This is a genomic window from Streptomyces sp. NPDC008163 (assembly GCF_042956885.1).
Taxonomy (GTDB): domain Bacteria; phylum Actinomycetota; class Actinomycetes; order Streptomycetales; family Streptomycetaceae; genus Streptomyces; species Streptomyces drozdowiczii_A.
Genome location: NZ_JBIBHG010000005.1, coordinates 426,032 through 445,939 on the forward strand (window position 1 = coordinate 426,032; position 19,908 = coordinate 445,939).

The 19,908-nt window shown below is 73.0% G+C and carries 19 protein-coding genes and 1 pseudogene; 7 read left to right on the forward strand and 13 right to left on the reverse strand.

Features of this window, described 5'->3' with window-relative positions:
• Positions 1-49 precede the first annotated feature (49 nt).
• From ACFZAT_RS14560 to ACFZAT_RS14570, 3 genes are all read left to right on the forward strand, one after another.
• A complete protein-coding gene (locus ACFZAT_RS14560; protein ID WP_391264180.1) occupies positions 50-1,072 on the forward strand; it encodes a DUF3533 domain-containing protein in 1,023 nt (340 codons plus the stop codon).
• Positions 1,073-1,083: 11 nt separating this feature from the next.
• The gene (locus ACFZAT_RS14565; RefSeq protein ID WP_391264182.1) at positions 1,084-1,635 is read left to right on the forward strand and encodes a hypothetical protein; all 552 of its coding nucleotides are present in this window, start codon (positions 1,084-1,086) and stop codon (positions 1,633-1,635) included.
• A 303-nt stretch (positions 1,636-1,938) separates the two neighbouring features.
• A complete protein-coding gene (locus ACFZAT_RS14570; RefSeq protein ID WP_391264184.1) occupies positions 1,939-2,421 on the forward strand; it encodes a phospholipase A2 in 483 nt (160 codons plus the stop codon).
• Positions 2,422-2,492: 71 nt separating this feature from the next.
• Here ACFZAT_RS14570 and ACFZAT_RS14575 read toward each other — a convergent pair whose 3' ends face one another.
• The 5 genes and pseudogenes from ACFZAT_RS14575 to ACFZAT_RS14595 form a co-directional block, all read right to left on the reverse strand.
• Entirely contained in the window at positions 2,493-3,392 is a 900-nt protein-coding gene (locus ACFZAT_RS14575; RefSeq protein WP_391264187.1) for an alpha-lytic protease prodomain-containing protein, read from the reverse strand.
• A gap of 187 nt (positions 3,393-3,579) precedes the next feature.
• A pseudogene (locus ACFZAT_RS14580) lies at positions 3,580-4,379 on the reverse strand (DUF1684 domain-containing protein).
• A 5-nt stretch (positions 4,380-4,384) separates the two neighbouring features.
• Positions 4,385-5,299, reverse strand: coding sequence for an LLM class flavin-dependent oxidoreductase (locus tag ACFZAT_RS14585; RefSeq protein ID WP_391264189.1), 915 nt, complete (start codon positions 5,297-5,299; stop codon positions 4,385-4,387).
• Positions 5,296-6,270, reverse strand: coding sequence for an LLM class flavin-dependent oxidoreductase (locus ACFZAT_RS14590; protein ID WP_391264191.1), 975 nt, complete (start codon positions 6,268-6,270; stop codon positions 5,296-5,298). Before ACFZAT_RS14590 ends, ACFZAT_RS14585 begins: the two co-directional genes overlap by 4 nt.
• A 437-nt stretch (positions 6,271-6,707) precedes the next feature.
• Positions 6,708-7,877, reverse strand: coding sequence for a DUF5685 family protein (locus ACFZAT_RS14595; protein WP_391264193.1), 1,170 nt, complete (start codon positions 7,875-7,877; stop codon positions 6,708-6,710).
• A 365-nt stretch (positions 7,878-8,242) separates the two neighbouring features.
• On the opposite strand from ACFZAT_RS14595, the gene ACFZAT_RS14600 reads away from it, so the two are divergent.
• Positions 8,243-8,686: a cell division protein SepF gene (locus tag ACFZAT_RS14600; RefSeq protein ID WP_073968076.1), complete on the forward strand. Its 444-nt coding sequence runs from the start codon at positions 8,243-8,245 to the stop codon at positions 8,684-8,686.
• 15 nt (positions 8,687-8,701) lie between these two features.
• Here ACFZAT_RS14600 and ACFZAT_RS14605 read toward each other — a convergent pair whose 3' ends face one another.
• A complete protein-coding gene (locus tag ACFZAT_RS14605; protein ID WP_391264196.1) occupies positions 8,702-9,913 on the reverse strand; it encodes an acyl-CoA dehydrogenase family protein in 1,212 nt (403 codons plus the stop codon).
• 39 nt (positions 9,914-9,952) lie between these two features.
• Complete coding sequence (locus ACFZAT_RS14610) at positions 9,953-11,677, reverse strand: MFS transporter (RefSeq protein ID WP_391264198.1); 1,725 nt, start codon at positions 11,675-11,677, stop codon at positions 9,953-9,955.
• 466 nt (positions 11,678-12,143) lie between these two features.
• Here ACFZAT_RS14610 and ACFZAT_RS14615 point away from each other — a divergent pair, with 466 nt between their 5' ends.
• Positions 12,144-13,169, forward strand: a complete 1,026-nt coding sequence (locus tag ACFZAT_RS14615) for a phosphatase PAP2 family protein (RefSeq protein WP_391264202.1) — start codon at positions 12,144-12,146, stop codon at positions 13,167-13,169.
• Between the two features lie 67 nt (positions 13,170-13,236).
• Here ACFZAT_RS14615 and ACFZAT_RS14620 read toward each other — a convergent pair whose 3' ends face one another.
• The gene (locus tag ACFZAT_RS14620; protein ID WP_391264205.1) at positions 13,237-13,452 is read right to left on the reverse strand and encodes an I78 family peptidase inhibitor; all 216 of its coding nucleotides are present in this window, start codon (positions 13,450-13,452) and stop codon (positions 13,237-13,239) included.
• A 621-nt stretch (positions 13,453-14,073) separates the two neighbouring features.
• Here ACFZAT_RS14620 and ACFZAT_RS14625 point away from each other — a divergent pair.
• Both ACFZAT_RS14625 and ACFZAT_RS14630 read left to right on the forward strand, forming a co-directional pair.
• Positions 14,074-14,856, forward strand: a complete 783-nt coding sequence (locus ACFZAT_RS14625) for a hypothetical protein (protein ID WP_391264207.1) — start codon at positions 14,074-14,076, stop codon at positions 14,854-14,856.
• A 152-nt stretch (positions 14,857-15,008) separates the two neighbouring features.
• Complete coding sequence (locus ACFZAT_RS14630; protein ID WP_391264209.1) at positions 15,009-15,344, forward strand: hypothetical protein; 336 nt, start codon at positions 15,009-15,011, stop codon at positions 15,342-15,344.
• Positions 15,345-15,417: 73 nt separating this feature from the next.
• Here ACFZAT_RS14630 and der read toward each other — a convergent pair whose 3' ends face one another.
• The 5 genes from der to aroH form a co-directional block, all read right to left on the reverse strand.
• Positions 15,418-16,887, reverse strand: a complete 1,470-nt coding sequence (gene der / locus ACFZAT_RS14635) for a ribosome biogenesis GTPase Der (RefSeq protein ID WP_391264211.1) — start codon at positions 16,885-16,887, stop codon at positions 15,418-15,420.
• A gap of 64 nt (positions 16,888-16,951) precedes the next feature.
• Positions 16,952-17,614 carry a 1-acyl-sn-glycerol-3-phosphate acyltransferase gene (locus ACFZAT_RS14640; RefSeq protein WP_391264213.1) on the reverse strand — a complete coding sequence of 221 codons (663 nt, stop codon included), beginning with the start codon at positions 17,612-17,614 and terminating at the stop codon, positions 16,952-16,954.
• Complete coding sequence (cmk, locus tag ACFZAT_RS14645) at positions 17,611-18,327, reverse strand: (d)CMP kinase (RefSeq protein WP_391264215.1); 717 nt, start codon at positions 18,325-18,327, stop codon at positions 17,611-17,613. Before cmk ends, ACFZAT_RS14640 begins: the two co-directional genes overlap by 4 nt.
• Before the next feature lie 124 nt (positions 18,328-18,451).
• Positions 18,452-19,537, reverse strand: coding sequence for a prephenate dehydrogenase (locus ACFZAT_RS14650; protein ID WP_391264217.1), 1,086 nt, complete (start codon positions 19,535-19,537; stop codon positions 18,452-18,454).
• A complete protein-coding gene (gene aroH, locus ACFZAT_RS14655) occupies positions 19,534-19,896 on the reverse strand; it encodes a chorismate mutase (protein ID WP_330311449.1) in 363 nt (120 codons plus the stop codon). The genes ACFZAT_RS14650 and aroH overlap by 4 nt, the downstream gene beginning before the upstream one ends.
• Between the last annotated feature and the right edge of the window lie 12 nt (positions 19,897-19,908).

Consider the following 19,908-nt stretch of genomic DNA (forward strand, 5'->3'; position numbering starts at 1 on the left):
GGCCGCGCCCCGACTGCGCGCGCGAGGGTCAGCCCGGAGCGTGGGGGGCATGACTTTCACCGACGAGGTGCGGAACGCCGTCACTCCCCGGGCCGCTCTGCTCGTCATCGGGGTGCTGGCGCTCCAGCTGCTGTTCATCGCGTCCTACATCGGGGCGCTGCACCACCCGAAGCCGACGGACGTCCCCTTCGGCGTCGTCGCACCCCCGCAGGCGTCCGCCGAACTGGTCGAGCGGCTGGACGGCCTCCCGGGCGGCCCGCTCGACCCGCGCACGGTCTCCGACGAGGCCACCGCCCGCCGGCAGATCCTCGACCGCGAGATCGACGGCGCCCTGATCGTGGACCCCCGGGGCACGCGGGACACCGTGCTGGTCGCCTCCGGCGGGGGCACCGTCCTGGCCACCTCGCTCACGAAGATCGCCAAGGAGGCGGAGGCGGCCCAGCGGCGCACCGTGCGCGCCGTCGACGTGGCCCCGGCGTCGCGCCAGGACTTCGACGGGCTGTCCGCGTTCTACCTGGCGGTGGGCTGGTGCGTCGGCGGCTATCTGTGCGCCTCGATCCTGGCGATCAGCGCGGGAACCCGCCCCGCCAACCGGCAGCGCGCGCTGATCCGGACCGGGGCCATGGCGCTGTACGCGATCGCGGGCGGCATCGGCGGCGCGCTCATCATCGGCCCGGCACTGGGCGCCCTGCCCGGCAGCTTCTGGGGGCTGTCGGGCCTGGGCGCGCTGACCGTCTTCGCGGTCGGCATGATCACCCTCGCCCTGGAGGGGCTGACCGGCATCATCGGCATCGGCCTGGCCGTCCTGATCGTGGTCATCGCGGGCAACCCGAGCGCGGGCGGCGCCTTCCCGCTCCCGATGCTCCCGGACTTCTGGCGCGCGATCGGCCCCGCCCTGCCCCCGGGCGCCTCGACCTGGACGGCCCGCTCGATCGCGTACTTCCACGGCAACGCGGTGACCGGACCCCTGCTGGTGCTGTCCGCCTGGGCGGTGGCGGGCACGGCGGGCACACTGCTGACGGCGATGCGGCGAGGCCGGAACCGGCCGACGACGGAGACGCCCCTCCATTAGCATCGGCGCCTATGATCACACTGGCCGTCACCATCGGGCTCGCGTGCGCCGGCTATGTCATCACCTATGTCAACGGACTGCGCCTCGCGCAGCGTCAGGAACGCCTCGCCCGGGTGAACCGCCAGCTCAGCGACTTCTACGGCCCCCTGTTCGCCCTCACCGAGGCCAACAGCCGCATCTTCACCGCGTTCCTGGAGCGCAACGCCCGCCCCGACGGCCGCTCTCCCTTCGCCCATGAGACGCCGCCCACCGAGGAGGAACTCGCCGAATGGCGGCTGTGGGTCACGACCGTCTTCCTCCCGAACATCCGGGCCATGCGCGATCTCGTCCTCGCCCACGCCGACCTGCTGAGCGAGCCGGTGATGCCGCCCCTCCTGCTGCAACTGTGCGCCCATGTCTCGGGTTACGAGATCACGGCCGCCCGGTGGTCACGGGGCAGCCATGACCAGCACCTCTCGGTCGTACCGTTCCCCAGTCAGGAGATAGCCGTGTACGCGCGGCGGGGATTCGCCGAACTGAAGAAGGAGCAGGCCCGCCTGCTGGGACGGCGGCGCGCCCGCTGACGCGTACCCCGCACGGCGCGTGACACCGGACAGCCACCGCACGCCCCTAGGGGGCGTCTTGCCGATCATGGCCGGGTCCGCAGCGCCTGGCACGGCACCTCGCGGCGTTGCCGAAACGCCCCAATAGCTCCGCTATCACGACGCTCCGGCGCCTTGCGATGCACCGCACCAGACGCCGCGGCCCGATCCGGCCCTGATCGACAAGACACCCCCTAGGCATGGCAGGTGCATGGCGGCATGCTGGAGCGATCTCGCGCACCCGCGAGATCGTTCCAACTGCCCCTCACCCCACGGAGGTTGCCCATGCGCCGTCGCGTCGCCACCCTGCTCGCCACCCTCGGCCTCTCGCTCCCGCTCGCCCTGCTGCCCGTCGCGTCCGCCTCGGCGGCCCCCGCGGACAAGCCCCAGGTCCTCAGTTCCTGGACGCAGACGAGCGCGTCCAGCTACAACGCGTGGAACTCCGCCCGCAACAACAAGGGCGCCTGGTCCGCGTACGGCTTCGACTGGTCGACGGACTACTGCAGCACCTCGCCCGACAACCCCTTCGGCTTCCCGTTCCAGACGGCCTGCGCCCGCCACGACTTCGGGTACCGCAACTACAAGGCCGCCGGCACGTTCTCCGCCAACAAGGCCCGGCTCGACAACGCGCTCTACGCGGACCTCAAGCGCGTGTGCGCCGCGTACTCCGGCGCCAAGCGGACCTCGTGCGACGCCACGGCCTGGACGTACTACCACGCGGTGGACATCTTCGGCGTGGCACCGGCCGGGGCGGGCGCCAGAGGCTGACCGGCGCCCGCACCCCGCACGCACATGGCCCCCGGCGAACCGGGGGCCATGTGTCCGTACGGGGCCGGGCGTCAGTTCAGGGTGACGCCGTACGCGCTCAGCGCCTCGGTGACCGGCTGGAAGAACGTCGTGCCGCCGGAGCTGCAGTTGCCGCTGCCGCCGGAGGTCAGGCCGACGGCCTTGCTTCCGGAGTAGAGCGGACCGCCCGAGTCGCCGCCCTCGGCGCACACATTGGTCTTGATCATGCCGTAGACGACATCACCGTTGCCGTAGTTGACCGTGGCGTTGAGCCCGGTGACGGTGCCGCTGTGGATGCCGGTCGTGGAGCCCCGGCGGGTCACCGACATGCCGACCGTGGCGTTGGCCGAGCCGGTGATGGTGACGCTGCCGACCTTGCCCGGGTGGGCGAGCGAGGTGTTGTCGTAGCGCACGATTCCGTAGTCGTTGCCCGGGAAGCTGGAGCCGACCGTCGGGCCTATGTAGGTGGTGTTCGAGGAGTTGGTGTACCAGGGCGGGTTGCCGTCGGTGCAGTGACCGGCGGTCAGGAAGTAGTACGTGCTGCCGCTGTGGACGTTGAACCCGAGGGAACAGCGCCAGCCGGGGGCGTAGATCGCGTCACCACCGGCGAGCAGCTTGTTGAACTTGCCCGGGGTGTGCTCGATGCGCAGGGCGCCCGCGTTGCCGCCCGCGGAGTCCTTGATCTGCTGGATCTCCGAGGCGGAGACCGTGCTGTCGACCGTGACCACGACCTTCCCGGTCTTCTGGTCGACGCTCCACGCGGTGCCCGCGATGTCGGCACCCAGGACGGCGTCACTGGCGGCGGCCAGCTGGTTGGCGCTGTACGTTCCGGTGGAGTTCGCCTGGGCGGTGGGGGCGGCCAGGGCGCCTACGGCCACCAGGCCCGCCGCGATGGCGACGGCCCGAGTGCGTCTGGCGGTACCGCTGAGGGGGGTGGTGCGCTTGATCCTCACTGTCGTTCCTCCCGAGGGGAATCGGGGGCCCGCCTGTGGGGTGGTCGGGCCCGTGAGGCGCAGTCAGGCGCACGGCGATCCGTCCGCATTCCGGATACGCCGTGCCCCTGACAAGCGCTGCTCGGGAGTATTCAAGGCGTCAACTTCTCGCGCAAGGGTGCCTTTTGGCCTGAGCTCGCGCCGGCCCTCAGCCGTCGGACCGCTGCCGCTCCCCCGCCGCCACGGCCACCGGAAGGGTGTTGCCCGGCGGCGGGAAGGGGCAGATGAAGTGGTCGGCGAAGGCGCACGGCGGCAGCAGCGCACGGTTGAAGTCGACGGTCACCGCGCCGTCGGCGTCCGGTGCGGCGGGCCGCAGGAATCGGAAGCGGTAACTGCTGTTTCCGCTGGTGGCGTCGGCGAAGACGGCCCAGAGCGAACCGTCCGGCTCGACGGCGACCTGAAGCGTGTGCCCGGCCCCGTCCAGCTCGAAGGCGACCTCCCCGGCGAGCCCCAGCCCGCGTTCGACACCGTGGCGTTCTCGACCCGGACGGTGCGCGCGTCCGGATACCGGCGGAAGGTGCCCGGCACCGCCCAGCGCGGCTCGTACGGGGTCGCCTCGATCGCCCGGAAGGCGCGCCGCGCGGGCGATTCGGGATCGAAGACCCGGACCGCCCACAGGCCCTCGCGGCTGAGCACGACGAGCCTGCGTCCCTCGTGCGCGACCTGGGACGCACCGACCGGACCCCGGTCGGCACCGAGCCGGACCTCCCCGGCGAGGGGCTTCCCGTCGACGGTCAGCCCGTCCTCCGGGGCGGCGTCGAGCACCAGAGCGCCGTCCTCCTCCCGCCACCGGCCCGGGACGGCCGGAATTCGCCCCTCCGGGTAGTCCGCGAGCCAGTGGGTCCCGGTGAGGGAGAGCGGACCGTACGGCGCCGAGACCGTGGCGGTCCGCTCCTCGTGCCAGCGCTCCCAGTCCCGCGCTGCCTGCTGCTGTGCGTGCGTGCTCATGGTGGTCAACCCTTCCATACGGGCGCGGCGATCCCGAGGTGCGACCGCAGCGTGGAACCGGTGTACGTACGGCGGAACGCCCCCCGGTCCTGGAGGAGCGGAACGACCCGGTCCACGAAGTCGTCGAGGACGCCGGGGCCGTGCGGCACGAGGACGAAGCCGTCGGCGGCGCCCTCGGCCACGTACTCGGTGAGCAGCGCGGCGACGGCGTCCGGGCCGCCGGTGAACGGTTCCCGCGCGTCGGTGTCCTCGGTGTCATCGAGGACCAGGGCGACGCGGAGCATGACCTTCAGCTCCTCGTGCGCCCGGCCGTGGGCCGCGAGCCGCTCCCTCACCTCCGCGTAGCGGGCGCGGGCCGCGTCGAACGTGGTGTGCGGGACGAGGACGATGTCGGCGGTGGACGCGGCGAGTTCCCGGTCCTCCGGCGAGTCGCCCGCCAGGACGGTGACGGGATGCCCCTGCGGACAGCGCTCCACGGTGAACTCGCCCTCCACCACGAAGTACCGCCCGCGATGGGCGACGGGGCGCGGGCTGCCGTCGGGCGTCCAGGAGTCCCAGAGCGCCCGGGCGGCGGCGGCGAACTCGGCGGCGCGCGGGTGCTCACCGGCCGGGGGGTGCGCGTGCCAGGCGGCCCGGCCGGCGCTCAGGTGGTCGAGGGTGGCGAGGCGGCGGGCCGCTTCGCAGGGCTCCCCCAAGGCGGTGTTCGCGGCGAGGCCGAGCCGTTCGGTGCCGGCGGCGAGGGCGGCCAGCACGGTGAGCGCGTCGGGGCCGCGGGCTTCCTCCTCCGCGACGAGGAGGAAGTCGAACAGACCCCGCTCCGCCGTGCGCGCGAGCCCTTCGTACGAGGCGAACCCGGCCCGCTCGCCGGCGCCGGGTGCGTACGCGGCGAGGTGCATCCGCCGGGGCGGCACGGTCGTCATGCGCCCGCTCCGGCCCGTGCGTACCGGCGGGCGGGCCGGGCCAGGCCCAGGTGCTCGCGCAGGGTGCCGCCCGGGTAGAACGTCCGGAACAGGCTGCGGTGCTGGAGCAAAGCCACCGTGCCGTTGACGATCCGTTCGAGGTCGCGCCCGGGGGTGATCGGGGTGAGGTGGAAGCCGTCGACCGCGCCGGCCCGGAACCACCGGGTGATCAGCGCGGCCAGGTCGACCGGGCCGCCCCGGTAGTAGGTCCCCCGGTCGGCCGGGGGCGGCTCGTCGGCAAGACCCGGTTCCGGCGCCGTCTCGGCCTCGCCGAGGTCGACGGTGAGCGCGGCGAACACCAGCAGCGCGTCGGGGTCCCGGCCGTGCACGGCGGCGCGGCGGCGCACGTCGTCGCGGATCGCGGCGGTCCGCTCGGGGGTGGCGGCCCGCACGAGGACGACGTCGGCGTGGCGGGCGGCGGCCGCCCTGGCCGGTTCGGGCGTGCCGTCGATGACGACGACGGGGTGGCCCTGGGGCGGTTCCCAGCGGTCCCAGCACCGGGCGCAGCTCTCGGCGCACTCCCCGGCCCCGTCCCACAGGGCGTCGGCGGACGCGGCGGGGTGGCGGCCGAACAGCCGGGCCTCGGCCTCCGTCGCGGACACGCCGACCCGCCAGCCCGCCCGGCCCCGGCTGACCCAGTCCAGGGTGGCCACGGCGGACGCCAGTCGGGAGGGCTCGGTGTGGGTGGCGGTGACCGTCGGCACGAGTCCGATGCGGCGGGTTGCGGGGGCCACCCGGGCGAGGACGGCGAGCGCGTCGGGCCCCGGTCCGGCGAAGGAGTCGCCGAGGGTGACGAAGTCGAGCGCGCCGCCCTCCGCGAGCCGGGCGAGGCCGGTGTGGTGGGCGGCGTCGTACCGGGGCGGGCCGCCGATCTCGGCGGCCAGGTGGAGGGGCCGGAGGGCGGGACGGGGTGCGGATGTGCGCGCGGGCATGCGGAGGCTCCGTGGATACGGTGATCGAACACGGGGCGCGCCCTCGGCGCGAAAACACGGAATCGCAGCAGCGTGAAGCAGGACGGACGGGCCCCTCAGCCCGGTCCTCCACCCGAGACAAGCGGTGCCGGGGGCGGGCTGTCAAGCCTGTCCACACTGTGAGCAGTACGTCTCAAGGCAGTTGACGGGACATCGGACGACTGTTCCACTGGGGCCATGCATTCGCAGCAGTGGCTGGTCAAGCGCTCCCACATCGACTTCGGTCGCGTGTGGTCCTGTTCCTGTTGAGCCGACGCCCTGCTCTCCGCGCCCGCCCCACCCCTGTCCAGGCGCGCCCTCGCACGTCCGGTCCAGCAGCACACCCTCCCCTCGCTCCGTCCCGCTCCGCCCTGCCGCGGAGCGGGACGTACGCGTGACCGCGTACAGGTGACGCTGCCTCAGCAGTCACACCCGCAGTCACAGCCGTCGCAGCAGCTGCAGCAGTCGCAGCAGTTGCTGCACGCGTCGCAGCCGTCGCAGCAGTCCCCGCAGTCGCACTGGCTGCACAGCCCCTCGCGCCGCTGACGCGACCAGGGGTCCTCGAAGGTGCCGCAGCACATCTGGCAGGTGCAGGCGAGCCCGGCCCACACCAGGCAGCCCATGACGAGCCCGCGCCGGTCGCGCGGCGGCTCGGGCGGCCGGGGCCCGGAGGGTCCGCCCGGTCCCGTGGGCGCGTACGGATTGCCCGGCGGCGGTCCGAAGGAGCCCGCGGGCGCCGTTCCTGACGGTTCGCCGGACACGGTCAGCAGCCCGCCGGACCGGTGGGAGCAGACGTCCGTGGCGAAGGCCCGGTCCACCGAGCGCCGCAGCTCGTGGGTCAGCAGCACATGGGCGAGCCGGCCGTCGGTGAACTCCGCGTCCGCCAGCGCCAGCCGTACGCCCTTCAGCGCGTCGTCGGCCAGCCGCCGGGCCTCGGCGCGCGAGGTGCCGGTCGCGGTGAGCGGGTTCCAGGCACCCGACGCGGCGTCGGCCTCCTGGTCCTCCACGGCGTCCAGCAGGTGCGCGAGGCGCCCGAAGAGGCGTCCGGCCTCGGCGAGCGGTTCGGCGTTCTCCGGCCTGCCCGCGAGGACGGCGGTGTGCGCGAAGGCCGCGGCGGTGGCGGTCTCGGTGGGCTCGGTGACCGTCAGCAGCGGGGTGCCGGGGCCGGCGAGGAGTTCGATGCCGGTCTGCCGGTCGACGGCGTCGACCAGGACGGCGGTGTCGAAGCCGAGCTGAGCGCCGGTGCGCGCCCCGGCCCGGTCCCAGCTCGCCGCGACCTTGCGGGCCGCCGCGGCGACCGGGCGGCGCGCCAACAGGCCGTCCCGGTCGGCGACGTGGTCCCGTACCTTCGCCGAGGCGAGCACCAGCGAGACGGCGGCGGCCAGCCGGGCGCCCTCGCCGCGCGCGACGGGCGCGGTGCGCATGGAGCGCAGGGGGCAGGGCCCGGCGGTGCGGCGCTGCGCGGGGGTGCGTTCGGCCTGAGCCTCCGTCAGGACCGAGACGATCAGGCCGTCGTAGTTGGTGACGACCCGGGCGAACTGCCCGTGGTCGGAGCGGAGCGCGAGACAGAGCCCGCAGAGATGGGCCATCCACTCGGTCTTGAGCCTCTCGGAGAGGCGATGCGTACAGGGCCTGACTATTCCGAACACGGCCGTCCCCCGGTTTTCGTTCGCGTGTGTGCCGCGCTCGGGCGCGGATGCGACGGCATCGTATCGAGCGGCCCGTTCACCCGTACGTCCCCCATGTCACCCGTACGGCCCGGACTTCATATTTTCTTTCTTCAGGCCCCCTTACCCGTACGAAGCCTGACGAATCGCCACATCCTCTGCACCAGTACCGTCACGAATGCCCTGCGCGCCGCCTATCCCCTTGGCGCACGATCCGCATCATGGACGACCATAGGGATACGAAAGAGATGCGGAACACCAAGGAACCGCGGTGAGAGGAGGCGTCCATGGGATCGGTGCGCAAGGCGAGTGCCTGGCTGGGCCTCGTAGAGGACAACGACGAGCGGTACTACGACGACGACGAGTACGCCGAGGGTGCACGGACCGGTACCGGTCAGGCGTGGGTGACCGATCCCCGGGTGCGGGTGGCCTCCGAGACCGCCGAGGAGACGGGCCGCCGGATCGCCACCGTGACCCCGGACAGCTTCCGGGACGCCCGCGCCATCGGCGAGCTCTTCCGGGACGGCGTCCCGGTGATCATGAACCTCACATCCATGGACTCCGCCGACGCCAAGCGCGTGGTGGACTTCGCCGCGGGCCTGATCTTCGGACTGCGCGGGTCGATCGACCGCGTCGCCACCCGCGTCTTCCTGCTGACCCCCGCCGACACCCAGGTGATGAACGGCGAAGCCGTCGGCCGGCCGGCCGACGGCTTCTTCAACCAGAGCTGACCGCCCTCCGGGCGCTCATCGGAACGCGTCCAGGCCGGTGAGCGCCTTCCCCAGGACCAGCTGGTGCATCTCCACGGTCCCCTCGTAGGTGAGGACCGACTCCAGATTGGTCGCGTGCCGCATCACCGGGTACTCCAGCGAGATCCCGTTGGCACCGAGGATCGTGCGCGAGGTGCGGCAGATCTCGATGGCCTCCCGCACGTTGTTCAGCTTCCCGAAACTGACCTGCTCCGGGCGCAGCCGCCCGGCGTCCATCCGCCGCCCCAGGTGGTGGGCGAGCAGGATGCCCTTGTGCAGCTCGACGGCCATGTCGGCCAGCTTGGCCTGGGTGAGCTGGAAGCCGCCGATCGGTTTCCCGAACTGCTCCCGGGTGCGCGCGTAGTCGACGGCCGCCTCGAAGCTGGACCTGGCCGCGCCCATGGCGCCCCAGACGATGCCGTAGCGGGCGTGGCTCAGACAGCTGAGCGGGCCGCGCAGCCCGGAGACCCCGGGCAGGACGGCGTCGGCGGGCAGCCGGACCTCGTCCAGGACGAGTTCGCTGGTGACCGAGGCACGCAGCGACCACTTGTGCCGGATCTCGGGCGCGGAGAACCCCGGCGCGTCGGCCGGGACGACGAACCCCCGGATGCCGCTGCCGGCCGTTCCCTCGTCGGTCTGCGCCCAGACGACCGCGACACCGGCGACCGAGCCGTTGGTGATCCACATCTTGCGGCCGCTGAGCACCCAGTCCTCGCCGTCGCGCTTGGCGTACGTGCGCATGGCGGCCGGGTCCGATCCGTGGTCGGGCTCGGTGAGGCCGAAGCAGCCGATGGTCTCGCCCGCCGCCATGCCCGGCAGCCACCGCTGCTTCTGCTCCTCGGAGCCGTAGCGGTGGATCGCGTACATGGCGAGGGAGCCCTGTACGGAGACGAGCGAGCGGATGCCGGAGTCGGCCGCCTCCAGCTCCAGGCAGGCCAGCCCGTACTGGACGGCCGTCGCGCCGGCGCAGCCGTAGCCCTGGAGCGACATGCCGAGCGCGCCGAGGGCGCCCAGCTCGCGGGCCAGCTCGCGGATGCCGGGCAGTTCGCCGTTCTCGTACCACTCGGCGATGTGCGGCAGGACGCGGTCGGCGGCCCAGGTGCGGACGGTGTCGCGGATCGCGAGGTCCTCGGGGCCCAGCAGGTCGTCGACGCCGATCGGGTCGCGGGGGTCGAAGGGCGGGAGCTTCGAGGTGGGGGCGGTGGACATGAGGGTGTGCCTCCGGCGGGTGCTCGAAAACTAGCAGTGTTAGTTACGGTGCCGTGCCGACGTTACGACCCGGTGTGCCGGGCGTCCAGGGTGTCCGGAGCCCGCCCCGCCCGGCCGGCGCCGCGCGGGCACCCGGGGCTGCGCGTCGAGCCGGTCCACGGCCCCGCGCGGCGGCGCGTCGTCCAGGCGCTCCGCCGGGTCCCGGGGCTCGCAGAGCTTCGGGGCGCACTCCATCGCCCGGGGCAGCCGCAGCGCGGCCAGCGCCCCGAGCAGCAGGAGCCCCGCGCTGACCAGCAGCGTCACATGCAGCCCGTCGATGAAGGCGTCCCGGGCCGTGGTGCGCAGGACGGCGCCGAGCGGGCCGCCCAGGTACGCGGCCTCCTGGTAGGCCTCGCCGAGCGAGTGGGCGGCTCCGGCGGCCGCGGACGCGGGGACCCCTTCGGCGTGCAGCCCGGCGAGGCCGGGCGTATAGGCGGCGTTCATCACGCTGCCGAGGAGCGCTATCCCCATCCCGGCGCCCAGCTGGTAGGAGGTCTCCCCGATCGCGGCCGCCCCGCCCGCCCGGTCGGCGGGGGCTTCACTGAGCATCGACTCGTACGCGCCGAACAGCGTGGACTGGAGGCCGAACCCGAGGGCCACGAAGGCGGCGGCCAGCAGGACGGGCCGGTCGTCGCGGCCCATCAGGGTCAGCGTCAGCACCGAGGCGGCCGTCAGGACGAAGCCCCAGCCGACCATCCGGCGCGGCCCGATCCGGCGCAGCGTCTGGGAGCCGGTGGCCCCGGCGGCCATCGCGGCGAAGGTGAGCGGCAGCAGCCTGAGGCCGGTCTCCAGGGGGCTGAGGCCCAGGACGAGCTGGAGGTACTGGACGGCGACGAGCTCCAGGCCGACCAGGGCGAGCATCGCCAGGACGATGCAGCCGACGGCGGTCGAGAAGGCGGGCCTGGTGAACATGCCGATGTCGATCAGCGGGTGGGTGCGCCGTTTCTGGCGGCGCACGAAGGCGGCGAGCAGGACGGCCCCGAGCAGCAGCGGCACCAGGGTCGCGAGGCCGGTCAGCCCCTCACCGGTGCCGGCCCGCTTCACACCGAGGACCACGCCGAGCACCCCGGCGGCGGCCATCAGCGCGCCGAGCACGTCCCAGGGTCCGTCGTCGTTGCCCCGGGACTCGGGGAGCAGCAGCCGGCCGACCGGGAGGATCAGGGCCATCAGCGGGATGTTGATCAGGAAGACCGAGCCCCACCAGAAGTGCTCGACGAGGAAGCCTCCGATGACGGGCCCGGTGGCGGCGCCGACGGCGGCCACGGCGGACCAGACGCCGATCGCCACGGCCCGTTCGCGCCGGTCGGGGAAGACCTGGCGCAGGATCGAGAGGGTGGCGGGCATGATCATCGCCCCGCCGACGCCGAGCAGGGCCCGCGCCGCGATGAGCACACCCGCGCTGTCGGCCAGGGCGGCGACGGCCGAGGCGACGCCGAAAAGGGCGTAACCGAGCAGCAGGACGCGCCGGCGTCCGACCCGGTCGCCGAGGGTGCCGAAGAGGATCAGCAGCGAGGCGCAGACGAGCGGGTAGGCGTCCACGATCCACAGCAGCCCGGCGGCGCTGGGCCGCAGGTCCTCGGTGACGGCGGGGACGGCCACGTGCAGCACGGTCGCGTCGAGCGCGACGAGCAGCAGGCTGAGGCAGAGGACGACGAGGACGACCCAGCGGTTGGCACCGTCGGCGGCTGCGCGCAGGCGGATTCGGGCGGTGGGCGTCCCGGTCATGCATCTACCTCCCAGATGGTCCCCTCGCTCTCGGCGGGCCCACGGGACGCGGTGGTCCGGGCCCGGCATCGACGGGCGAGTGATCCGTCAGCGTACGCGAGTTCGGCGGGGCCACACATGGCCGATCTCATACCGTCCGACCCGGCGGAGTGTGGCGTATGCCACTGCACGCGCCGCCCGACGGCACCGCACGCTCCCCGCCCGAAGCCGTACGGTAACCGGACTGACACCCTCCGTTCCGTTCCGCCGCACCGTGGATAAACACACTTCGAGATCCCCTGAATTCTTCACCGGTGTCAGTGAATTACTTGTCGAACAGGTATCGCATAACAGGTCGAAAAGAATGGGCGAGTTATTCAGACACCCTGGAAAAACCAGGCGGCTGAGACATACTCCACATCACATCGTCATCACAAAGCGCCCGGATCGACAGGCGCGCCCACTCACTCGCTGTAACGTCGATTGGGTGCGTACCGACATCTTCGCCCGGCTGGACCGGGAGCCGGAACCGCCGAAGATAGAGACACCGCGGATGAGCCGTCACCGCATCGCTCTCTTCGGCGGGACGTTGGCGTTCTATCTGGCCATCGTCGTTGCCGTGCTCATGTCGTCCTGGCTGGTGGCCCTGGACTGGAAGGTCATGCTCTTCCGGCCCTACCAGCAGTGGCCCGAAATCCACGCCGCCCTCGACTACTACGTGGTCCTCGGTCAGCGCGGGCCCACCGCGGTCATGGTCGCCTGCTGGCTCGGCTGGCGCTCCTGGCGGCAGCACACCCTGCGTCCGCTGCTGACGCTCGGCGCCTCGCTGCTGCTGCTCAACCTGACGGTGGGCGCGGTCAAGATCGGCCTCGGCCGGCTCGGCCCGCACTACGCGACCAGGATCGGGTCGGCCGAGCTCTTCGCCGGCGGCGATATATTTCCCTCCGGCCACACCGCCAACGCCGTCGTGACCTGGGGAATCCTCGCCTACCTGGCCGCCACCCCGAGGGCCAGGCGCTATCTGTCGGCCATGTCCGCGATCGTCTCGCTCGGAGTCGGCCTGACGACGGTCTACCTCGGTACGCACTGGCTGAGCGATGTGCTCCTCGGCTGGGCGGCGGGCCTGCTGATCCTGCTCGGCCTGCCCTGGGTGGAGCCGCTGATCACCCGCGCCGAGAACTGGATCTTCGCCGCCCGGGCCCGGCTCGGCGCCCCCGGCAGCCGCCCCGTGGCCCCGGCGCCCGACGCTGACGCCCCGGTACCCGTGCCGGCCGTACAGCCCGCCGCGCAGCAGCCCGCCGAGGAGTCGGCGGCACAGGGCCCGGCCCGCGGCCAGGCCGGGCGCCCACCGGCCGCGAACGGCCGCCCGCGCCCCCATCCCGCACCGGCCACCGCCCACGCGGTGCGTTCCGAGCGGTCCCCGGTGACGCCGGCCGGCAGCCGGCGTCCGCCGCACGCGGACCGCGCGCCGCGCGGGGGCACGGCTCCGGCCCGGCCGGTCGCCGGCGGCTGATCCCGGCGTACGCGTGAGGGGCCCCGACCGGACGTGGTCGGGGCCCCTCACGCGTACGCCGGAGGTCTCAGCCGGTCCAGCAGCGCCTGACGACGCCCCCGTCGACCTCGAAGTTGATCCGGCCGGACTGGAACTCCATGGTGATGACCGTGCCCGGCGCCAGGGCCCGTACGGTGGACCAGCCGTGCTCCCGGGCCCGCTGCTCGGCGGTCTCTGCGGAGAGCCCCACATACGCGCCGGCGGCGTCGTCGGGCTGGGCGGGAGGTGTCGGTATGGGTGCCATACCTCTCACCGTAGGCGCCCGGTCGCGGAGGCGGTAGCGGGGGCCGCGCACGGGCACACGGCATCCGCACGTCCCGCACCGGTCACACTTGTGTCACAGGATCCCGACACGTGTTCCCCGCGGACCCCTTCACCCGAACGTGCGATTCACAACCGGACGCACAGTAATCGCACAGGCCGTTGAACGATCTTCGGACCGGAGGGAAAACGGCGGGGATTTCCACTCGGGGGCGAGGCCGAATTCCCGGCGGGAAAACGTTCCGCAAAGGCGGCCTTCGCCGGCCATTCACCATCCCTTATCGCACCCTTATCCCCAGGACCGACAGGCATACCATCGGACGGGCCCGCCCGTGGCCACGGGACCGTATAGCGGACAACCCGGTTCCGCGCATTCCGGCGCGCGGGCGGGGAGCCGCCGCATCGCCCGTCTACCCCGCGATCGCCTCTCCACACCCGTGCGCGCGGGCGGTTTTCTCCCCCTTTGTCGGGCGATCCCACGCCCTCGCGGCGCGCCCGGGCCCGATTCCGTACGGCTTCCCGCGTGACCCCGGCAGCGGCTCGCCCGTTGTCATCTCTGAGCCGGGAACCGCCCGGCGCACGTACCGAGTTCGAGGAGCCACCCGTGCCGCGCATGCTCGACGTCAGCGAGGACGTACGCGCCGAGATCGGCGACGCCGAAGCCGACCGGCTGCTCGTCGGCGACAACGCCCCGGGCAGTTACGACTGCACCTCCTGCCGCACCCCCGGCGACTCCGAGCAGGAGCGCACCAGCACGGTGCTGTTCGTCGGCGACGAGACCGCCGTGCTCGCCTTCGCACACGCCAGCTGCATCCCCTCGCAGGTCGTCCAGGTCGCCGAGGAGCAGCTCCAGGGCGCCGTCCGCAGCATCACCGGCGGCGAGCAGGGGGAGCCGGAGCGGGTCGTCCCCGAGCAGGCCGTCCTCGGCATCACCAGCGGCCTCGTCCTGATCGACGACGAACTGCACCCGGCGCTGGTCGTCGAGCCGACCGGCGCGATCGCCCGCCCCGGGACGGACGGCCGGGACGGCGACCAGTTCCTCCAGCTCCTCCTGGAACAGGGCTTCCAGCCGGTCCACCGCATGGAGCAGGTGCCGGAGGTGCTGCACGGCTGGTCGATCCTGCTCGCCATGGGCCAGCTGCACGCCGTGCTCCAGCCCGGTACGGGGGGCGGCACCCCGGTCGCCTGGTGGCAGGCGCACGCACCGCTCCAGGTCACCGAGGGCTGGCGGACCGCCGCCAACAAGTCGCAGACCGTGCTGGTCTACGCCGCCCCGGCGGGCTCCATCGGCCAGCAGCCCCGCGAGGACCTGCTGCGCGACGCGCTGGAGAAGGCGTCGGCCGCCGGGCTGCTGGTCGCCGCCGCCATGCCGCTGGCCGGGACCTGACCGTGACCGCGCGTCCGGAGCCCCGGCGGCGAACAGTTGTCTGCCCGACGGGTGTTTCCCCGGCGGGCCCGCATCCGACGGCCGACGAGGTCGTTGGCACCTACGTGCACTCATACGACCCCTCCCACCAGCGTCCGAGCCCGATCCCTGCGATGCGTCCCGCGCAGGACCCCTCGGGCGGCCCGTCCCACACCCCGATCTACGACGCGCTGTACTCCGAGTACCGCCGCTCGTTCCGGGCGTTGCCGGGTGACCGGACCGGCGAGGAGAGTCTGGGCCTCCAGGCCCTCGGCCTCGGCCTCTTCGGCTCACGTGCCCCCATGCGCGGCCACTCGGGCCACTCATCGCCCGGCGGTACGGTGACGGCGGCGGGCGACCGCTCCGGCACGGGCACCCGCTCCGGAAGCCTCGGCGGCTGGCAGCGGGTGGGCCGGCACGCGGGGCGCACCCGGCCCGCGGCCCTGCCGCCCGGCTCCCGGGACGCCTGACCACCCTTCCGTACGACGCAGCCCCGGAGCGCTCGGTGACCGAGCGCTCCGGGGCTGCGTCGTACGGAAGGGGTTACTTCTTGCGGCCCCGCTTCTCGCGGACCCGGACCGAGATGTGGATCGGGGTGCCCTCGAAGCCGAACTCCTCGCGCAGGCGGCGCTCCACGAAGCGCCGGTAGCCGTGCTCCAGGAAGCCGGAGGCGAAGAGCACGAAGCGCGGCGGCTTGGTGCCCGCCTGGGTGCCGAACAGGATGCGGGGCTGCTTGCCACCCCGGACCGGGTGCGGGTGGGCGGCGACGATCTCGCCCAGGAAGGCGTTGAGCCGGCCGGTCGGGACGCGGGTCTCCCAGCCGTCGAGCGCGGTCTCGATCGCCGGGACCAGCTTCTCCATGTGGCGGCCGGTGCGGGCCGAGACGTTGACCCGGGGGGCCCACGCGACCTGCGCGAGCTCGGTCTCGATCTCGCGCTCCAGGTAGTAGCGGCGCTCCTCGTCCAGCGTGTCCCACTTGTTGAAGGCGAGCACGACGGCGCGGCCCGCCTCCACGGCCATGGTCACGATGCGCTGGTCCTGGACGCTGATCGTCTCGCTGGAGTCGATCAGGATGACCGCGACCTCGGCCTTCTCCAGGGCGGCGGCGGTGCGCAGCGAGGCGTAGTAGTCCGCGCCCTCCTGGAGGTGGACCCGGCGGCGGATGCCGGCCGTGTCGATGAACTTCCAGGTGACGCCGCCCAGCTCGATGAGCTCGTCCACCGGGTCACGGGTGGTGCCGGCCAGCTCGTTGACGACGACGCGGTCCTCGTTGGCCACCTTGTTCAGCAGGGAGGACTTGCCGACGTTCGGGCGGCCGATGAGCGCGATGCGGCGGGGGCCGCCGACCGCCGTGCCGAAGGACTGCGGCGGGGCCTCGGGCAGGGCCTCCAGGACGGCGTCGAGCATGTCTCCGGTGCCGCGGCCGTGCAGCGAGGAGACCGGGTGCGGTTCGCCGAGACCGAGCGACCACAGGGCGGTGGCGTCCGCCTCGCCGCTCTGCCCGTCGACCTTGTTGGCGCAGAGCACGACGGGCTTGCCGGCCCGGCGCAGCAGCTTGACGACGGCCTCGTCGGTGTCGGTGGCGCCGACGGTGGAGTCCACGACGAAGACGACCGCGTCGGCCGTCTCGATCGCGTACTCCGCCTGGGCGGCGACGGAGGCGTCGAGGCCGAGGACGTCCTGCTCCCAGCCGCCGGTGTCGACGACCTTGAAGCGGCGGCCGGCCCACTCGGCCTCGTAGGTGACGCGGTCGCGGGTGACGCCCGGCTTGTCCTGGACGACGGCCTCGCGGCGGCCGATGATCCGGTTCACCAGGGTCGACTTGCCGACGTTGGGCCGGCCGACGACGGCGAGGACGGGGAGCGGTCCGTGACCGGCCTCGTCCAGCGCGCCCTCGACCTCCTCGGGGTCGAAGCCTTCCTGCGCGGCGAGCTCCATGAACTCCGCGTACTCGGCATCGCCAAGCTCTCCGTGCTCGTGGTCCGAGCCGCCGGAGTGAATCTGGTCGTTCATGAAGTCCGTTCCTCTTTGCATCATCATCGATGGACCACGCAGCGCGCGGTCCACTACTCAAGTCTTACCCGGTGCGCCCGGTGAGGCGCCCGGCGTGCTCCAGGTGGCCGGTCAGCCGGGCCTGGATGCGCAGCGTGGCCTCGTCGAGCGCCTTGCGCGTACGCCTGCCGCTTCCATCGCCCGCTTCGAAAGCGTCCCCGAAGACGACGTCCACGCGGCTGCGCAGCGGCGGCAGTGCCGATATCAACCGTCCGCGGCGCTCGGTGCTTCCCAGGACGGCCACGGGGACGATCGGCGCCCCGCTGCGCACCGCGAAGTACGCGAGCCCGGCACGCAGCGAGGCGAAGTCTCCTTCGCCCCTGGTGCCCTCGGGGAAGATCCCGAGCACCCCGCCGTCCTCCAGCACGCCGAGCGCGCGGGTGATGGCGGTGCGGTCGGCGGTCGTACGGTCCACCTCCAGCTGCCCGATTCCGCGCAGGAACGGGTCGAGGGGGCCGACGAACGCCTCTTTCTTGATCAGGAAGTGGACGGGCCTGGGCGCGGTGCCCATCAGCATCGGCCCGTCGATGTTGTGCGAGTGGTTCACCGCGAGTATGACGGGTCCCGAGGCCGGGACCCGCCAGGCACCGAGGACGCGGGGCCTGAAGAGCCCGTACATCAGCCCGATCCCGATGCCGCGCCCGACCGCCGCACCACGCGGCGAGGGCGCGCTCGTGGCGTCGGTCACTTCGCGGCCCGCTTCTCCCCGACGAGGGTGACGACGCACTCGATGACCTGCTGGAGCGTCAGCTCGGTGGTGTCCACCTCGACCGCGTCGGCCGCCTTGGCGAGCGGGGAGGTCTTGCGGCCGGAGTCGGCCGCGTCCCGCTTGATCAGCGCCTCCCTGGTGGCGGCGAGATCGGAGCCCTTGACCTCGCCGCTGCGGCGGGCGGCACGGGCCTCCGGCGACGCGGTGAGGAAGATCTTGATGTCGGCGTCGGGCAGCACGGTGGTGCCGATGTCGCGGCCCTCGACCACGATGCCCTTCTCGGCCTCGGCGGCGATGGAGCGCTGGAGCTCGGTGATCAGGGTGCGCACCTCGGGGACGGCGCTGACGGCGCTGACCTTGGAGGTGACCTCCTGGGTGCGGATCGGGCCGGAGGCGTCCTCGCCGTCGACGGTGATCGTCGGGCCTGCCGGGTCGGTGCCGGAGACGATGACGGGCTTGGCGGCGGCGGTCGCGACCTGCGCGGGGTCGTGCACGTCGATGCCGTTGTTCAGCATCCACCAGGTGATGGCGCGGTACTGGGCGCCGGTGTCCAGATAGCTGAGGCCGAGCTGGGCGGCGACGGCCTTGGAGGTGCTGGACTTGCCGGTGCCGGAGGGGCCGTCGATGGCGACGATCACTGCGGCCGGGGCGGTCCGGACGGCGGCGCTTACGGTTTCCACGGTGGTGGACACCTTCCTGGTGCTCGGGGCGGGCTGGACGGGACGCGTGAACCCGCCCCGCACAAGGTTACCGAGTGCGGGGACGGGTCCGGTCACCCCTGTGGACAAGTGTGCGACCGGCTATTGTCCCACGGTCCTACTGACGGATCGACCAGCCCCGCTCGCGGAGGGCCGCCGCCAGGACGGGGGCTGCGCTGGGTTCGACCATGAGCTGGACGAGACCGGCCTGCTGGCCGCTGGCGTGCTCGATGCGGACGTCCTCGATGTTGACCCCGGACCGGCCCGCGTCGGCGAAGATGGCGGCCAGCTCGCCGGGCCGGTCGCTGATCAGGACGGCGACCGTCTCGTACGAGGCCGGGGCGGCGCCGTGCTTGCCGGGCACCCGGACGCGGCCCGCGTTGCCCCGGCTCAGGACGGAGCGGATGCCCTCGGTGCCCGCGCGGCGCTTCTCCTCGTCGGCGGACTGGAGCCCGCGCAGCGCGGTGACCGTCTCCTCCAGGTCGGCGGCGACGCCCGCGAGGACGTCGGCGACGGGACCGGGGTTGGCGGAAAGGATCTCGACCCACATGCGCGGGTCCGAGGCCGCGATCCGGGTCACGTCCCTGATCCCCTGCCCGCACAGCCGTACCGCGCTCTCGTCGGCGTCCTCGAGCCGCGCCGCGACCATCGAGGAGATCAGCTGCGGGGTGTGCGAGACGAGCGCGACGGCCCGGTCGTGGGCGTCGGCGTCCATGACGACCGGGACGGCCCGGCAGAGCGCGACCAGCTCCAGGGCGAGGTTCAGCACCTCGGTGTCGGTCTCCCGGGTCGGGGTGAGCACCCAGGGCCGCCCCTCGAAGAGGTCGGCGGTCGCGGCGAGCGGCCCGGAGCGCTCCTTGCCGGCCATGGGGTGCGTACCGATGTACGGGGTGAGGTCGGCCCCCAGCGCCTCCAGCTCGCGGCGCGGGCCGCCCTTGACGCTGGCGACGTCGAGGTAGCCCCGGGCCACCCCGTCGCGCATGGCGGCGGCGAGCACGGTCGCGGTGTGGGCGGGCGGCACGGCGACGACCGCCAGGTCGACGCGGCCCTCGGCCGGCTCGTCCGTACCGGCGCCGAGCGCGGCGGCGGTCCTGGCGGACTCGGGGTCGTGGTCGACCAGGTGGACGGTGACGCCCCGGCCCGCGAGGGCGAGGGCCGCGGAGGTCCCGACGAGGCCGGTACCGATGACGACGGCGGTTCTCACTGGGCGATGTCCTTGCGCAGGGCGGCGGTGGCGCCGAGGTAGACGTGGTTGATCTCGGCCTTGGACAGATAGGTCTCGACGTGCGCCAGGACGCGGACCACCCGGGGCATGGCGCCCTCGATGTCCAGTTCCTGGGCGCAGATCAGCGGTACGTCGGTGATCCCGATGGAGCGCGCGGCGGCGGCCGGGAAGTCGCTGTGCAGGTCGGGCGTGGCCGTGAACCAGATGCTGATCAGGTCGTCCGCGACGAGTTCGTTGCGCTCCAGGACGGCGGTGAGCAGCGCACCGACCTGCTCGTGCAGGTGCCCGGTCTCGTCCCGGTCCAGCTGGACTGCGCCCCGGACCGCTCGTACCGCCACGTCGTGCTCCTT

Bases quoted from the DNA above. Each gene is read 5' to 3' on its own strand.
- ACFZAT_RS14560 (WP_391264180.1), top strand. From the start codon at position 50: ATGACTTTCACCGACGAGGTGCGGAACGCCGTCACTCCCCGGGCCGCT.
- ACFZAT_RS14565 (WP_391264182.1), top strand. From the start codon at position 1,084: ATGATCACACTGGCCGTCACCATCGGGCTCGCGTGCGCCGGCTATGTC.
- ACFZAT_RS14570 (WP_391264184.1), top strand. From the start codon at position 1,939: ATGCGCCGTCGCGTCGCCACCCTGCTCGCCACCCTCGGCCTCTCGCTC.
- ACFZAT_RS14585 (WP_391264189.1), bottom strand. From the start codon at position 5,299: ATGACGACCGTGCCGCCCCGGCGGATGCACCTCGCCGCGTACGCACCC.
- ACFZAT_RS14590 (WP_391264191.1), bottom strand. From the start codon at position 6,270: ATGCCCGCGCGCACATCCGCACCCCGTCCCGCCCTCCGGCCCCTCCAC.
- ACFZAT_RS14595 (WP_391264193.1), bottom strand. From the start codon at position 7,877: ATGGCCCATCTCTGCGGGCTCTGTCTCGCGCTCCGCTCCGACCACGGG.
- ACFZAT_RS14600 (WP_073968076.1), top strand. From the start codon at position 8,243: ATGGGATCGGTGCGCAAGGCGAGTGCCTGGCTGGGCCTCGTAGAGGAC.
- ACFZAT_RS14605 (WP_391264196.1), bottom strand. From the start codon at position 9,913: ATGTCCACCGCCCCCACCTCGAAGCTCCCGCCCTTCGACCCCCGCGAC.
- ACFZAT_RS14610 (WP_391264198.1), bottom strand. From the start codon at position 11,677: ATGACCGGGACGCCCACCGCCCGAATCCGCCTGCGCGCAGCCGCCGAC.
- ACFZAT_RS14620 (WP_391264205.1), bottom strand. From the start codon at position 13,452: ATGGCACCCATACCGACACCTCCCGCCCAGCCCGACGACGCCGCCGGC.
- ACFZAT_RS14630 (WP_391264209.1), top strand. From the start codon at position 15,009: ATGCGTCCCGCGCAGGACCCCTCGGGCGGCCCGTCCCACACCCCGATC.
- der (WP_391264211.1), bottom strand. From the start codon at position 16,887: ATGAACGACCAGATTCACTCCGGCGGCTCGGACCACGAGCACGGAGAG.